Source organism: Ruegeria sp. BE1, assembly GCF_056538885.1.
In genome coordinates this window covers 35,078-48,727 of record NZ_JBQFTY010000004.1, presented here as the reverse complement: position 1 = coordinate 48,727, position 13,650 = coordinate 35,078, and the positions used below count along the sequence as shown (strand labels likewise).

Below are 13,650 nucleotides of genomic sequence, written 5' to 3'. Positions count from 1 at the left end.
GAATACCTTCAGAGCAGTCTTGCGTCCGGAGCGTTCGTTGATCTCGGCGCTTATTTCCCATCCTTTGTGTACATGATGATGTTAGTCAATTCTCAGTCCTTTCAGGAGGTTGTCTTAACCAACACGCTCACTCATGTCTTTGCGAAACAAAAGGCTGTCGCCCGCCTGGGTACCCTGACGATACAGCATCTTTCCAAGCATCATCTGGCCGGGTTCCCAGCGTTGCAGCGCTGTGTCGACATCGTCAGGGTGGCGGACCAATGCGTCATATAGCGCAAGGGCGTTCGCCGCTGCTTTGGACGTGCTTGCCGCAGTATGCGGCCGGGGGACAAAAGCTGCGTCGCCAAGCAGGATGACTCGCCCTCGCACCATGTTTGGCACAGTCAGGTCCCGGATCGCTTGTGCGAAGGGTTCCTGAGTAGAAAGAACCACCTCGCGGAATGGCTTCGGCAAGAGCGCATTGGCCTCTTGATAGACATGCGCCTTCCAGGTTTCTGACAGCTTTCCCTCGGGCATCGAATACCCGCGCTGTTTTCCGTCCTTATCGATCATGATCTTAAGGAGAGTGTTGTGGTCCGCGACGCGATACCAGACCCAGTTGTAGAACCGCTTGCCGGGTTCTGTCGCGTTACTCTCTCCCGGAACAAGATAGCCCAGAATATGCGACCCTTCTGTGTTGGAAAAACCAAAGTCTCCGGCCAGACCATCTCGGGCGGCTGGAGTCAGTTCCTCCTCGGGGATCAAACCGCGCCACGCAAGATATCCGGCGTAAGTCGGTTGCGCCTTGGGCCAGATCAGTTGGCGCACGGTCGAGCCGTTCCCGTCGGCCCCAACAAGGAGGTCCGCGGTCTCGCGGGACCCATCTTCGAAGATCGCTGTCACGGTTTTGGCGTCTTCGTTCTGCTCAATGGATGCCAGAATCCGGCCCCGGTGATAGTGCCCATCGCCGAACACCCCCTTCATCGTTGTGTAGATCAAAGACCACGACGTCTGCATTTGTTGCGCAGGACGCTTATCCCGTATACTGCCATCTTTGCGGTAGACGATCCTGTTTTGCGACGGAACACCGAGGCTCATGGTGCTGAAATCAACGCCCGCTTCGCGGAACACTTCAACCACGTCCGGTTGCAGCACCACTCCGCCGCCCCGACTGTCAAGATCGTGTGCCGAGCGCTCATAGATATCGACCTCCCATCCGGCCTTCTTGAGCATGTTGCCCGCAAAGAGCCCACCCAGTGAGCCTCCGATGACAATGGCTCTGCTTTTGCGATTGGACATAACAATCACCCTTTTGCGTTGTTTCTGTGGGTTGAATTCAAGCTATTGGATGTAGGCAGCCATGATAATTACGCGGTTTCCGATATCATCTTTGCATTTTTTGCAACGCTGCCGTGGGTTGGGAAATACGGCAGAACCTCTGCACCCAATTCTTCGATCACCTCAGAGGCAGGTCGCGTACTGTGCCGCAAATTGATCATCACGTGATGGACCCCGAGGTTCCTCAGGCTGTCCAGATGCTCAATCAACCGGTTCCGCCCGAAGCGGAAGCCAAGAAAGATAGGACTTGCTGGCGCATGGGGATTGTCGGTCAGATCGACGAAGAGAGATTGCGCGAAGGGCTTGAAGATACCGGGCGCGCGCTGGTTCAAGGCGGTGTGCCACAACCCGATGCGGCGTCGTTGGTCTTCAATGTCACGGGGGTAGGAGATCCATCCATCCATATGTTCTGCGATCCATTGCACGCTTTGTTGCCCGCTGCCGACCGCAAAGATTGGGAGTCGCGGCGCGGTCGGCTTAGGAAGCAGATCAAGGCCGCCATCAAAGGACGTGCGCCCAGAAGTAAACCTTGGGAAACCATGCTCCGTCAGGTGCCGGATCGTCTTGATGCCGTCCCTATATGCTGGGCCGCGGCCGGTATGATCAAAGCCGAAAGCGGGATACTCCGTTGCCCGGTCACCGGATGCGGCACCGAGCATGAAGCGGCCGCCGGATAGCACATCCAATGATGTCGAGGCTTTCGCTACGTGAATGGGATGTCTTAGCGGAAGAATGATACCAGCCGTCGACAACGCGATGGTTTTTGTCCGCGCGGCCAATTGAGACAGCCACACCCATGGATCATAAATCTGACCGGCATCACCAAAGTCAGGATCAAACAACGGGACATCGCGGGACCAGAGCGTGGCGAAGCCAAGTTCATCGATGCGCGCGGCCTGATCCAACTGCCCAATCATGTTGGGCACACCGTTCACCAGGGGCGCGGTTGGCATCATCAGCCCAAGCGACAGTTGCCCCGGAACAAAGGTTTGGGAAAACCCCATATGTGACGAATTTGGATTAGCGCGTGTCATTGGGTCGCCTCCGTGTTTTGCCAAGAGACGGGGTCACCAAACAATTCCAACGGGGACCACGCGATCATCGCGGCAGCGGACAGGTCAGATGTGGATCCGGCTGGCACAAGATTGTCGGAAAAGATCTGGCGCTCTGGCTTGGGTGCTTTTGTTAGGTTTGCTTTAGGGTCTGGAGACATCATTCGACTTCCTCCTTGCGGTTTGACGGCGGCCATACCGTTCCCTGGGTCACCACTCTGTGTCGGCGGGACTGCCGGGCGATTGGTGTTGCGTGACTCAGAGAACGGAGTTTGAAACTCATAGACGGAGGATTGTGCAGCCTAGCCCAACCCAGATCGCATATCGCAAGACTAGCGACTAACTCGCAGCACGCCTGCCAATTGATTTCTGGCTTGCAGCCAACTCAATGACCTGCGCCAAAACATCCGCCGGCTGTGCACCGCTGACAATTGTGCCTTCGATATCGAATTGTGGAACGCCCCGCACGCCCGAGCGCACTGAGGCATTCAGCAAGTCCCGCGTTTCGGCATCGGTCGTTTCGTCTGTCAAATAGGCCAGAGCTTCGTTCGTGCTCAAACCCGCCTCTGCGGCAATTGCCGCAAGAACCTCGTGATCCCCGATATCACGGCCTTCGGCAAAGTACGCTTTCAGGATACGATGTGCGACGTCAGACTGCTTGCCTTGAGTGCCTGCCCAATGTGTCAGCTTATGCGCGGCAAAAGTGTTAGGCGTCCGCTCAATGATACCGTAGTTGAACGTGACTCCGTCGGGTTGACCCGCCTCGATGGTTCCGGCATCCAGCGACTGGCTCCGCTCCCACGAACCGAACTTCATCGACCGATAGACTTTTCGGTTCATTCCCTCTTTGCCCATGCGGGGATTGAGTTCGAAGGGCTGCCAGCGAAGGTTTACCTCGATGTCGTCCGGCAGCATAGCCAGCGCATTCTCAAGCCGCTTCTCACCAATGCGGCACCACGGACAAATGAAATCCGAGGTGATGGCGACGTCTATGACAATCTTTTCCGTGGACATGGGCTTGCTCCTATTCCTTCGTCTGAAGGGAATATGATCCAGCAGCGGTTTGTTGATAATCTGGCGATTATCGGCAATAGTATTGCGTAACGCGCAACGATGACTTGGGAAGTAGATGGATTACTTTGCCGCCCTTCGCGCTTTTCGTGCCGTGGTCGAGGAAGACGGCTTCGCGCCCGCCGCGCGCCGTATGGGGATGGCCACATCGTCTCTCACACGGCAAGTAAACTCCCTTGAAGACAGCCTCGGCACGCAACTCTTGAACCGGTCAACCCGAAGTATAACGCTGACCGACACGGGCGCGCGTTATCTGGATCAGACAATTCTGGTTCTGGACGCTCTTGATGATGCGAACCGCAGCGTCAGTGAAACGGACGGTGCGCCACGTGGATTACTCAGGGTGTCGATGCCAGTTGTCTTCGGCTCAATGCATGTTGCCCCCGCGATAGGCCAGTTCATACGGCGCTGCCCCGAGATTGAGCTGGACTTTCAACTGAGCGACGGTTTCGTCAACCTGGTCGAGGACCGGATTGATGTCGCCATCCGCATCGGCAGGCTCGACAGCAGCAGCCTGATTGCGCGCAAACTCGCGCCGCACCGGCGACTGATCTGCGCGAGCCCGGACTATCTGAGTGAGCACGATATCCCACAGCACCCAGAAGACCTGAAAGACCACAATTGCCTCTGCTTTGCATTCACAGATGGAGATCGCACTTGGCGCATGGAAAAAGATGGAAAAAGCCTGAACCTGAAGGTCAAAGGCAACATGGTTGCCAATAACTCCGAGATGCTGAGACAAACAGCGATCAACGGGGGCGGTCTTTTGATGATGCCCAGCTGGCTGGTGGGCGAGGATCTTAAGGCCGGGCGATTGACCCAGGTTTTGCCAGACTGGACAGCAGGGCATGGCGAAACCGATACGGCGATCCACGCAGTCTATTTGCCCAACAGGCGAGGATCAAAAAAGGTTACAGCATTCGTTGATCACCTGCGTACCCATTTCGGCGCGCCGCCTTACTGGGAAACCGGGGAAGGATAGTACCGCGCCAGGGCCGAATACCCGGACAAACACGAACTGCACGGCGGCACCACGAAAACGGTGCCGCCGAGCAATGTGTCATGCAGGCTGATCAAGTACGTTCAGTTTGGTCAAACCCGCTTGGAATGTCGCCAGGTTCGCTGCACCGGGTAGTCGCAGTTTCCGACCCGTAACGGTGTCCGTCAGAAAGATCGACGGAACGCCTTGGGCACCAAGGGCAAGACCTTCACTCAACGAACGATCCACCCGCGCGCGATACTCACCACTATCGATGGCGCCGGATACTGCCGCAGGATCAAGACCCACCTGCTTGGCCACGTCCTCAATCACTTCACGCGAACCTATATCCCGCCCGTCCTCAAAGAACGCCTTGAACATCTCTTTGTGAAACGCGTCGAAGTGCTGTTTTTCTCTTGCGTATTCGGCGGCGGCCAACGCATCCCTGCTATAGGGTTGGACCGGCGGCAGTTTCAGCGGCAGCCCGCGCTCTTCCGCCAGCGGATACACGGAGCGGCGCCAAACATCGTGCAAGTAATCGCCATCGGGATCGAGCGTTGGGTTTGGATAGGGGCGCAGTTCAAACGCGTGCCAGTTCACGGTAAGCGGCTGATTGCTGTGGGCCTTCAATGCTTCAAGCACCGGAAATTCAAGATAGCAGTAGGGGCAAACGTAGTCCGACCAGATGTCGATCACGATGCGAGGAAGATCTGACATGGCGTCACCTCTTGGGTTGTGGTGTGACACATAAGGTCGGGTTTGAGACCGCTGAGCAGAATTGATCAAAAACAGCGATCAGCGTTGCAAGGAACGCAACAGTTTGATCCGCAAGCGTACAAGGCGTTCTCACCAAACAATTGTGGCGGCTTGCACTGATCGCAAGCAATTGGTTACGGTCGGTCGTCACATGGCACCAACCAGAAAATGCGGCACATAAGTGTTCCAAAGAGCGTTTTTTCGTTGCCCAGCAGCGGAAGAGCCAACGCTGTCAGCAGCAAACCTTGTAAAAGCGCGGCAACATCCGGACTACAGCACCGACTTTAGCTTTTTAAGTTCGCATCCCATAGCCCGGACGCAGCAATTGTTTTGGACGCTACCAACGCGATGTTGGACTTTTTCCGCGATGACATCGTTGGGACAAAATAACCACCGCGTTGGTGCCCAAAATGCACAGTTCTAGAAACTGGAATTCCTTGCGGCTGCGGTTTCACCAACAACGGGATCCAGCGCACATGTCCGCTGATCCTCGCCTGGAAAAGTGGCAAGATTACGCGGGCGAGATTACGCGTTCTTGATTTGCGCAAGGCGACCGTCGTAACCTCTGGCAAGGCTTTATTGGTACGGGCGACGCTCGCCCATCTTCGAGATCCGGTTTATTTTCAGGATCTTATTTGTGTTCCACGCTGGCCAGTGACCTGCTTTTCGAATGGTCGCTGATCCGTGCTAACGTTTTGGTGTAGGCCTCAGTTTTTGAGGCAGTATTGGCGGAGGTTTCTTTCTGCGATGCAAAACCCAGGTGACGCTATCCGCCCTGCCGACGTCTTTGGTTTGCCGTGTCATGCGCGAATTTGATATCGCACTGATCGGTGCCGGTCCTACTGGTTATGCCGCCCTGACCGCGATGCGCGGGTTCACAGGCTCTTTGGCCGTGATCACCGGGGCAACGCCTGACCCTTGGCAAGGCGGGCCTGCAAAAGTGAAATCCGTGGCCTTTGAAAGGCGCAGGCCGGCCTGTTTGGCCGACCGCATGCCAGTGTCAGGCGATGCCCCCGCAATGTATGCGGCTGCAGAGGTCGGTGGGCTTGCCAATTACTGGGGCAAACAGCTTCAGGTATACGAGCGCGATGATCCGTGGGGCCAAAGCCCGTTTCTGCAAACATGGGCCGCATACAAGGATGCCTGCGATGAGTTACAGACCGAATTCGAGGTGATCGGAGGCACACAGAAGCGCGATCTTGGACGCGCTTTTGAGACCAGCACCCCGCGTCTTTTGGTTGGCACCCGGGATGCCCCGGGCAGTCAGCTAAATGCGATGGCCTGTGCCGTGGAAAAGCGGCTGAAAGAAATACAAAACGTCGAGGTTTTCTCGGATCGCGTGCAGCGCGTACAGCTGAAAACGGGCGGTTTGCGTCTGGATCTGAGTGGAGGAACCCAGATTTGTGCCCGGCGGGTTTATTTGGCCGCCGGGGTTCTGGGCACGGCCACGACGCTCAGCCGCAGCCTGCCATCAATCGAAGAGATCGGATTTCGGGATCATGCCCCCTACACGATCAACTGTTTCCGTTTGGACCGCATTCTGGGGCCCGCGCATACCTATGCCAACAACGGCAACTTCAATGCTCTGACCGTGAAACACAAAGAAGACGGGAGATGCGATTTATACGCCTCTGTTTATGCAGTGTCCCAAGCACCTATCAGTCTGCTCACTGCGAATTTTGGTTTGGGACCCCACCTGCGTGGCCGACGCGTCGGGAGGATTTTTGACTTCGTTCAACCGATCCGCCTGTGGACCCCGCAAACGCAGGTGCAGTTCCATCGCCATGGCAAAAACGGGCAAACGGAAGCGGAACCAGTACTTGATCGGGGGTTGGATCAAAGCTTAACGCTATTCCTGGATTGGCTTGCCGCACACGGGGTTCGGACCAAGCTGGGCCAGACCGCGCCGGGTCAGGGATTTCACTATCATGGATTGACACTCGGCGCGGACAAAACGCCTGTCGACAACGCCGTCGAGACGGCGTTCGAGGGCCGACTAAGGGTTGTCGATGCCTCGTGCCTGGAACAGATCGGGTGTCCGCCACATACCTTGACAGCAATGGCACAAGCCTATGCGCGCGTGACCCATGATCTTCATAGTGCCGAATACCATTAGCTCTTAGCGGCTCGGCAACCCCCGTATTGTCTCAGTTGATTTCAGTTGGCCAATCCATATGCTGACACTATGTTAAAATCCGAACTCAGATCCTTTCATGCCGTTGCAACCTATCGCGGCTTTTCAGCTGCGGCGCATGAGCTGAATATAAGCCAACCGACCCTGTCCACACAGGTCAAAGACCTTGAAACCCGGTATGATGTGCAATTGTTCAATCGGGTCGGCCGCGAAGTGCGCTTGACCCATGCCGGGCGGGAGCTGCTGACGATCACCGCACGCCTGCATCAGGCTGAGGTCGATGCCGAAACCCTTTTGGATTCCTTTCGCGGGTTTCACGCCGGGCAACTTAGCATCGCGGCAGTGGGTCCGTTTCACGCCACGGACATGATCGTCGCGTTCAAATCCAAATACCCCTCAATTGATCTCGATGTCTGGTTCGGAAATTCCCAACGCTGTTTCGAGCGCATATTGTCCTACGAGGCCGATGTCGCGATCCTGGCCGAGGTGCAGTCAGACCCGCGTGTGACGACGCGCCTGTATAGTACGCATCAGGTGGTTGCCTTTGTGAATTCCGACCATCCCTTCTTTTCAAGGGATGGGATAAAAATCAGCGATCTGCACCGCCAAAAGATCGTTCGCCGCGAGGCCGGGTCGACCACGCGCGCCGCGATTGAGGCCGAAATTCGAAACCGCGGGATCGAGGTCGACCCCATTCTGGAGCTGGGCAGCCGAGAAGCCATCTGGAAAGCGGTAGAACAAGGCATTGGAATTGGCTTTGTCGCCGATTTCGAATTCGTCCCGCATCCCAACCTGCGCGCGATTCCCATCACGGACGCCCGTATCGAAACCCGGTACTACATGGCGCATCTGAATGACCGGTCCGAATCCCGTCTGGTCAGGTCATTCTGCGACACCGCACTTGGGACCAGCCTAAGCGCCAAATAGCCAATTCCAAAGCGCCCTGCGGGGTGGCACCTTGACGGCAAGTCGCTTTTCGCCGATCCAGCAAATCTTACATTTTCAGTATTGCCCAACACCCCTAAGATACGCTCCAGCACATACGCATGTGCGTTCGAACCCGAAAGATATCAAAGGCCCCATTCGTGAACAGCCAGACCAGCACGACACCTCCGCCCCGACACGAGCTGCGAAAGGTGCGGAACCAAGGCCTGACCTTTCTGGGTCTGGCCTTTTTGTTCAGCATTTTCGTCAACCTGTTGATGCTGACGGGACCCCTGTTCATGTTGCAGGTCTACGACCGAGTATTGGGGTCGCGCGCGGTTGAAACGCTGACGGCGCTGTTCCTGCTGGTGGCGCTGCTGTATGGCTTGATGGCGATGCTGGATTACGCGCGCGGCCGCATCGTTGCGCGGTTCGGTGCCCGGTTTCAATCACAGCTGGACGAACGCGTTTTTGACGCGACCCTGCGCCGTTCTTTGTTTCCACAAGTGCGCTCTGCCCCAGCCACGGCGTTGCGCGATCTGGAATCGATTCAAAACCTGTGTTCCTCGCCGGTTCTGCTGGCCGTGATGGACATTCCGTGGACCCCGCTGTTTCTGGCCGCAATCTTTCTGTTTCACCCGCTATTGGGTTGGCTTGCCGTGGGCGGTGGAGCGTTACTGATCGTGATTGCGCTGCTCAACCAAGCCATGACGCAGCAAAAGGTATCGTCGGCGCAACGCGCCTCGGCCCAGGCAAACGCGTTTTCGGAACATGCCCGTCAGGCCGCCGAAGTTGTCCGGTCGCAAGGCATGCAAGAGGATATCACACAGCGCTGGCAGCGGCAGCGCACCGATGCGTTGCGGCAGACAATTGCCGCAAGCGACTGGACCGGCAGCTTTACATCGCTGACCAAGTCCCTGCGGCTGTTCCTGCAATCGGCCATGCTGGCGCTGGGGGCGTGGCTGGTGTTGCGCAATGAATTGACCCCGGGTGCAATGATTGCAGGCTCGATCCTGTTGGGCCGGGCGCTGGCGCCGGTTGAACAGGCCATCGGCCAGTGGGGTATGGTGCAAAAGGCGCGCACGGCCTGGACCTCGCTGAACCGGTTTCTGGACGCAACGCCGCCAGAAAAACCGCGCACCAAGTTGCCGGTGCCCGAAGCACGGCTGACCGCCAAGGGACTGACTGTTGTGCCACCCGGCGCGGACAAACCGACATTGCGGAACGTGTCCCTGCAGCTTGAGCCTGGCAAGGCGCTGGGTGTGATTGGCAAAAGCGGGTCGGGCAAATCGACGCTGGCCAAGGCCCTGTTGGGTTTGTGGCAACCAGCCGTGGGGGAAATCCGGCTGGGCGGTGCGACACTGGACCAATATGATTCAACCGATCTTGGCCAGCATATCGGCTACCTCCCGCAGGAGGTCACCCTGTTCAATGGCACTGTGGCCGAAAACATCGCCCGAATGTCCGAAGAACCGGACGCGCAGGCCGTAGTGGCCGCCGCCCGCAAAGCCAACGCGCATGAACTGATCCTGTCACTGAGCAAGGGTTATGATACCTTTTTGGAAGGCAATGACAGCCAGTTGTCAGGTGGGCAAAAACAGCGGATTGCGCTGGCGCGTGCGCTGTATGGCGATCCGGTCATGCTTATTCTGGATGAGCCCAACTCGGCCCTGGATGCCGACGGCACCGAAGCGCTGAACGCCGCAATCCGAGAGCTGAAGGCCGCAGGAAAGTCAGCGATCATCATGACGCACCGCCCTCAGGCAATCTCGGAATGTGATGATCTGGCGGTTGTGGAAAACGGGCAGGTGGTGAAATCTGGCAGCCGGGATGAAGTTCTGGCAACGATGGTGCAAAATGCCAGCGCCATCAAACGAAGCCTCAGTCAGGTGAATAAAGATGCAGGATAAAGTGGCTCAGGATACGCGCCCGGTATGGCAGATCACCCTGCCCGCGCTGGTCGGCTTTGCGGCCTTGGTCATTCTGGTCGGCGGGCTTGGCATCTGGGCCGTGCAGACGCGTCTGGCCGGGGCCATCGTTTCGTCCGGCGTGATCGAGGTTCAGAGCAACCGGCAGGTGGTCGAGCATCCCGATGGCGGTGTGGTCGGCGAGATTTACGTCCGCGATGGGGATGCCGTCAGCGAAGGTGACTTGCTGGTGCGTCTGGACGATACGTTTCTGTCCTCGGAAAAAACCATCGTGGAATCTCAGCTGTTTGAATTGCTGGCGCGCCGGGTTCGCCTGGAGGCCGAGCGTGAGGGGGCGGACGCTGAGACACTGGCCACGCGGCTGGCCGCGCTGCAGGAGCGGGACAATATCGGCAATGACCTGATCGAAGGCCAGCAAAGCCTGTTCGAGGCCCGTCTGGACACCCAGAGCCAGCGGATCGAACAGCTGGGCAAACAGCGGGTGCAGATCGAAAGCGAGATCGATGGTACCAAGGCCCAGCTTGTATCTTTGCGCCGTCAGGTCGATCTGATCCAGAATGAGCTCAAGGACCAGCAAAGCCTGCTGGATCGGGGCCTGACGCCTGCCAGTCGCGTTTCGGCCCTGCAACGGGAAGAGGCCAGCCTGACCGGCGAGATCGGTCGGCTGGAAGCAGCAGTGGCGCGGCTTGCCGGTCAGATCGCGGCCACCGAGATTGAGATTGTCGAGTTGATCGCCACGCGGCGCGAAGAAGCGATCACGGAACTGCGCGACGCACAAACGCAGATTGCGGAACTGGCGGAACGGCGGCTGTCTCTTGATGTACGCCTGTCGCGGCTGGACATTCGCGCGCCGGTTGGCGGCTCGGTCTATGGCAGTCAGGTTTTTGCGCTGCAGTCTGTGATCCAACCGGCCGAGCCGATGATGTATGTGGTGCCGCAGGATACCCCTTTGCTTGTGGCGGCTCGCGTCGATGCCATCCATGTGGATCAGCTGCATATCGGGCAACCCGTGTCCCTGCGGTTCCCCGCCTTTAATCAGCGGGAAACACCCGAAATTGAAGGGCGCGTCGTCACTGTGTCCGCGGATACGTTCACGGATGAAGCGACCGGGCAAACCTATTACCGCGCCGAAGTTGCGCCCGAGGATAATCAGGTCGAACGTCTGAATGGTCAGGTTCTGTTGCCGGGCATGCCGGTCGAGACCATGATCAAGACAGATGAGCGAAGCCCGCTATCCTACCTGATCAAGCCCATGGCCGACTATTTCAACAGGGCCTTCCGCGAGTAGCGGCGGCATCAGACCTGATCCAGATTGCCCAGCAGGATCGAGGTCATATCTGCTGTCAGTACATTGTCGGTCACCGTCACATCGACGCCGGTGTCATAGCTGACGTTACCCGCCGATATGCCGGACAAGTCGGCATCCGCATCCAGAAAAACCCATTTGGCATCATGCGCCGAGGGCAAACCAACAGCCACCTGCAGAATCGCCAGCGCGTCCAGCGCGTTGACCACCCCGTCCTGGGTAATATCCGCCGCGATCAGGTTTTCCGGCGTTGCTGGACCCCATGTCGGCTCTAGCCCGACGGCGATGCGCAGGGCCTGAAGCGCGTCCAGCGAGGTGATCTCATTACTGGCTGTGGAATAGGATTTGATGACGTCCAGTTCTCCGTCAAAGGACCCGGACGGCAAATCCAGGTCAAAGCGCCCTTCGTCATTCGCCTGGACGCTGATGGTTCCGCCACCATTTGGGGTGAACTGAATTTCTGCATCTGACAGGGCCGCGTTCGCAGTGTTCGAGTCGATCATGATATCGCCCTGAACCCCATCCGAACTTCCAGGTGCCTGCCCTCCGAAATCGCTGAAATCCACCGGAATGTGATCTGGCCCCCCAAATTCAGACCCAAAGACCTGAGCACTGGTCAGCGACCCGCCGGTCGAGGAATTGAGGATGACAACCTCATCCCGGAATTCGATCCGCGCGCCCTGATCCGTGCTGATAAAATTCAACTGCGCAGGGCTGCGCAACAGTAAGTAGTCGAACAAATCCAACCGATCGACGCCTGCCTCGAACCCGTTGATAGTTGTTGGATTGCTGCCATATTGCATCACGAATATGTCGGCTCCAGAGCCACCGTTCATCGTGGTCGTGCCTGAACCCGCGATCAGAATATCGTCTCCTGCCCCGCCTTTTAACGTGGTGTCAAAAACACTGCCGCTGAGAATATCGTTCTCGGCGGTTCCGTTCACATCTCCGAAACCATCCTGAACGATCCCTAAATCGCCCACCGTCACACTGAGTTGCGTAAGGCCAGCATCCTGTTGCGAGCTGGCGAGGATCTGCAACTCATCCCCGACATGGGCCACGCTGATGGTTTCGACATTCTGCAAACCGCTTTGATTGGTGTCGGAAAAGCTGTCCTGATGCACCAATTGCCCGTTGGGGGTGAGTGTAAACAGGCTGATCCCGTCATCGCCACCGCCCGCCACAACAAACACCTGCCCGTTCACCTCGATCACGGCCAGATCCTGCACCGACTCAAAGCGGGTGTCGCGCGTGTCCAGAACATGGTCGGTCGCGGTCAGACTCCCGTCACTCCCCAATTCCATCACGCTCAGAGAGTTGCTACCCGCCCCTGCCACGACGACCCAAGATTGACCATAAGCCTGAACCACTTCGACCGCCGTTGGGGCCGCGATCCCCAAAGTGGCCAGTGCATCACTGTTGTCGACAGCCGACAAGGCCCCGGTGTCCTGATCCAGCGCATAAGTGTTGATCGCATTTGTGGCCGCATCGGCAGCAATCACGATCTGCGCGCCACCTGACTGGACCACTTGCATGGAATCTGCCCTGCCCGCCACCGAAGTGACAACCGAAAGCGACCCATCGCCATTCACCGTGTAAGAGGCAATCTGCCCAGTGGCTTCATGGGCAAGGGTCAGAACGCCGCCGGACTGGGCTAGCGCCGAGATGTCCCCACCGCCCACCAGCGAATCGGTCTCGGACAGCGCGCCAACAGTGCCGTCTGGGTTCAGCTCATACCCGACCAGACCGGCTGCCGTGCGCACATCCAGCACCAGCTGATCCTCTCCAGCCAGCGAAACGGGAATGCCACTATCACCAACCTGAAAGGTGATCGTCCCGGCATAATACTCGGTGTCCTGCAGCTGCGGCACAGCGCCTTCGACCAGTTTCCAAACCACGATCCCGCCACCCGGTCCAGACAGGCTGTAGAGATACGTGTCGCCATTAAACGTTTTTAAAGCCGTATCACCGATACCTGAATCGAGCGCTGCGCTCCCTGTTGCAACCACGCCTTCGAATTGAAGCCTCATATCAAACCACCCCACGCCAAAATCGGCACCGACTACAGGATGATCTGAGGCCCAGTTCGAAACCAAAGCGGGAATGTGGAGAAAACGAGGAGTTCAGCCCCAGTTTAACTCAATTTTTTCAGGTCCGGCTGCCTGAGACACCGAAGGGATAAG

The 13,650-nt window shown here is 57.5% G+C and carries 10 protein-coding genes; 5 read left to right on the top strand and 5 right to left on the bottom strand.

Translation table 11 applies throughout. From position 1 onward, the window contains the following. Positions 1–114 precede the first annotated feature (114 nt). From ACR0J5_RS13050 to ACR0J5_RS13040, 3 genes are all read right to left on the bottom strand, one after another. Positions 115–1,278 (bottom strand): FAD binding domain-containing protein, encoded by a 1,164-nt coding sequence (locus tag ACR0J5_RS13050; RefSeq protein WP_480654011.1) that lies wholly within the window; start codon positions 1,276–1,278, stop codon positions 115–117. Positions 1,279–1,346: 68 nt separating this feature from the next. Next, positions 1,347–2,351: an LLM class oxidoreductase gene (locus ACR0J5_RS13045; protein WP_480654009.1), complete on the bottom strand. Its 1,005-nt coding sequence runs from the start codon at positions 2,349–2,351 to the stop codon at positions 1,347–1,349. A 357-nt stretch (positions 2,352–2,708) separates the two neighbouring features. Then, on the bottom strand, positions 2,709–3,383 hold the full coding sequence (locus ACR0J5_RS13040; protein ID WP_480654007.1) for a DsbA family oxidoreductase: 675 nt from the start codon (positions 3,381–3,383) through the stop codon (positions 2,709–2,711). A 115-nt stretch (positions 3,384–3,498) separates the two neighbouring features. On the opposite strand from ACR0J5_RS13040, the gene ACR0J5_RS13035 reads away from it, so the two are divergent. Next, positions 3,499–4,422, top strand: a complete 924-nt coding sequence (locus ACR0J5_RS13035; protein WP_480654005.1) for a LysR family transcriptional regulator — start codon at positions 3,499–3,501, stop codon at positions 4,420–4,422. A 78-nt stretch (positions 4,423–4,500) separates the two neighbouring features. Here the strand turns inward: ACR0J5_RS13035 and ACR0J5_RS13030 are convergent, their stop codons facing one another. Beyond that, a complete protein-coding gene (locus ACR0J5_RS13030; protein WP_480654003.1) occupies positions 4,501–5,136 on the bottom strand; it encodes a DsbA family oxidoreductase in 636 nt (211 codons plus the stop codon). A gap of 841 nt (positions 5,137–5,977) precedes the next feature. Here ACR0J5_RS13030 and ACR0J5_RS13025 point away from each other — a divergent pair. The 4 genes from ACR0J5_RS13025 to ACR0J5_RS13010 all read left to right on the top strand — a co-directional run bounded on the left by ACR0J5_RS13025 (position 5,978) and on the right by ACR0J5_RS13010 (position 11,449). Then, positions 5,978–7,291: a hypothetical protein gene (locus ACR0J5_RS13025; protein ID WP_480654001.1), complete on the top strand. Its 1,314-nt coding sequence runs from the start codon at positions 5,978–5,980 to the stop codon at positions 7,289–7,291. A gap of 69 nt (positions 7,292–7,360) precedes the next feature. Beyond that, positions 7,361–8,236, top strand: a complete 876-nt coding sequence (locus ACR0J5_RS13020) for a LysR substrate-binding domain-containing protein (RefSeq protein WP_480653999.1) — start codon at positions 7,361–7,363, stop codon at positions 8,234–8,236. A gap of 200 nt (positions 8,237–8,436) precedes the next feature. Continuing rightward, a complete protein-coding gene (locus ACR0J5_RS13015; protein ID WP_480654701.1) occupies positions 8,437–10,143 on the top strand; it encodes a type I secretion system permease/ATPase in 1,707 nt (568 codons plus the stop codon). Continuing rightward, complete coding sequence (locus tag ACR0J5_RS13010; protein ID WP_480653997.1) at positions 10,133–11,449, top strand: HlyD family type I secretion periplasmic adaptor subunit; 1,317 nt, start codon at positions 10,133–10,135, stop codon at positions 11,447–11,449. Before ACR0J5_RS13015 ends, ACR0J5_RS13010 begins: the two co-directional genes overlap by 11 nt. A gap of 8 nt (positions 11,450–11,457) precedes the next feature. Here the strand turns inward: ACR0J5_RS13010 and ACR0J5_RS13005 are convergent, their stop codons facing one another. After that, positions 11,458–13,497, bottom strand: a complete 2,040-nt coding sequence (locus ACR0J5_RS13005; RefSeq protein WP_480653995.1) for a hcalcium-binding protein — start codon at positions 13,495–13,497, stop codon at positions 11,458–11,460. Positions 13,498–13,650 lie beyond the last annotated feature (153 nt).

What these genes read in the sequence shown, in the direction of transcription:
- ACR0J5_RS13050 (WP_480654011.1), bottom strand. Translation starts at nt 1,278, where the DNA reads ATGTCCAATCGCAAAAGCAGAGCCATTGTCATCGGAGGCTCACTGGGT.
- ACR0J5_RS13020 (WP_480653999.1), top strand. Translation starts at nt 7,361, where the DNA reads ATGTTAAAATCCGAACTCAGATCCTTTCATGCCGTTGCAACCTATCGC.
- ACR0J5_RS13035 (WP_480654005.1), top strand. Translation starts at nt 3,499, where the DNA reads ATGGATTACTTTGCCGCCCTTCGCGCTTTTCGTGCCGTGGTCGAGGAA.
- ACR0J5_RS13025 (WP_480654001.1), top strand. Translation starts at nt 5,978, where the DNA reads ATGCGCGAATTTGATATCGCACTGATCGGTGCCGGTCCTACTGGTTAT.
- ACR0J5_RS13005 (WP_480653995.1), bottom strand. Translation starts at nt 13,497, where the DNA reads ATGAGGCTTCAATTCGAAGGCGTGGTTGCAACAGGGAGCGCAGCGCTC.
- ACR0J5_RS13030 (WP_480654003.1), bottom strand. Translation starts at nt 5,136, where the DNA reads ATGTCAGATCTTCCTCGCATCGTGATCGACATCTGGTCGGACTACGTT.
- ACR0J5_RS13040 (WP_480654007.1), bottom strand. Translation starts at nt 3,383, where the DNA reads ATGTCCACGGAAAAGATTGTCATAGACGTCGCCATCACCTCGGATTTC.
- ACR0J5_RS13010 (WP_480653997.1), top strand. Translation starts at nt 10,133, where the DNA reads ATGCAGGATAAAGTGGCTCAGGATACGCGCCCGGTATGGCAGATCACC.
- ACR0J5_RS13045 (WP_480654009.1), bottom strand. Translation starts at nt 2,351, where the DNA reads ATGACACGCGCTAATCCAAATTCGTCACATATGGGGTTTTCCCAAACC.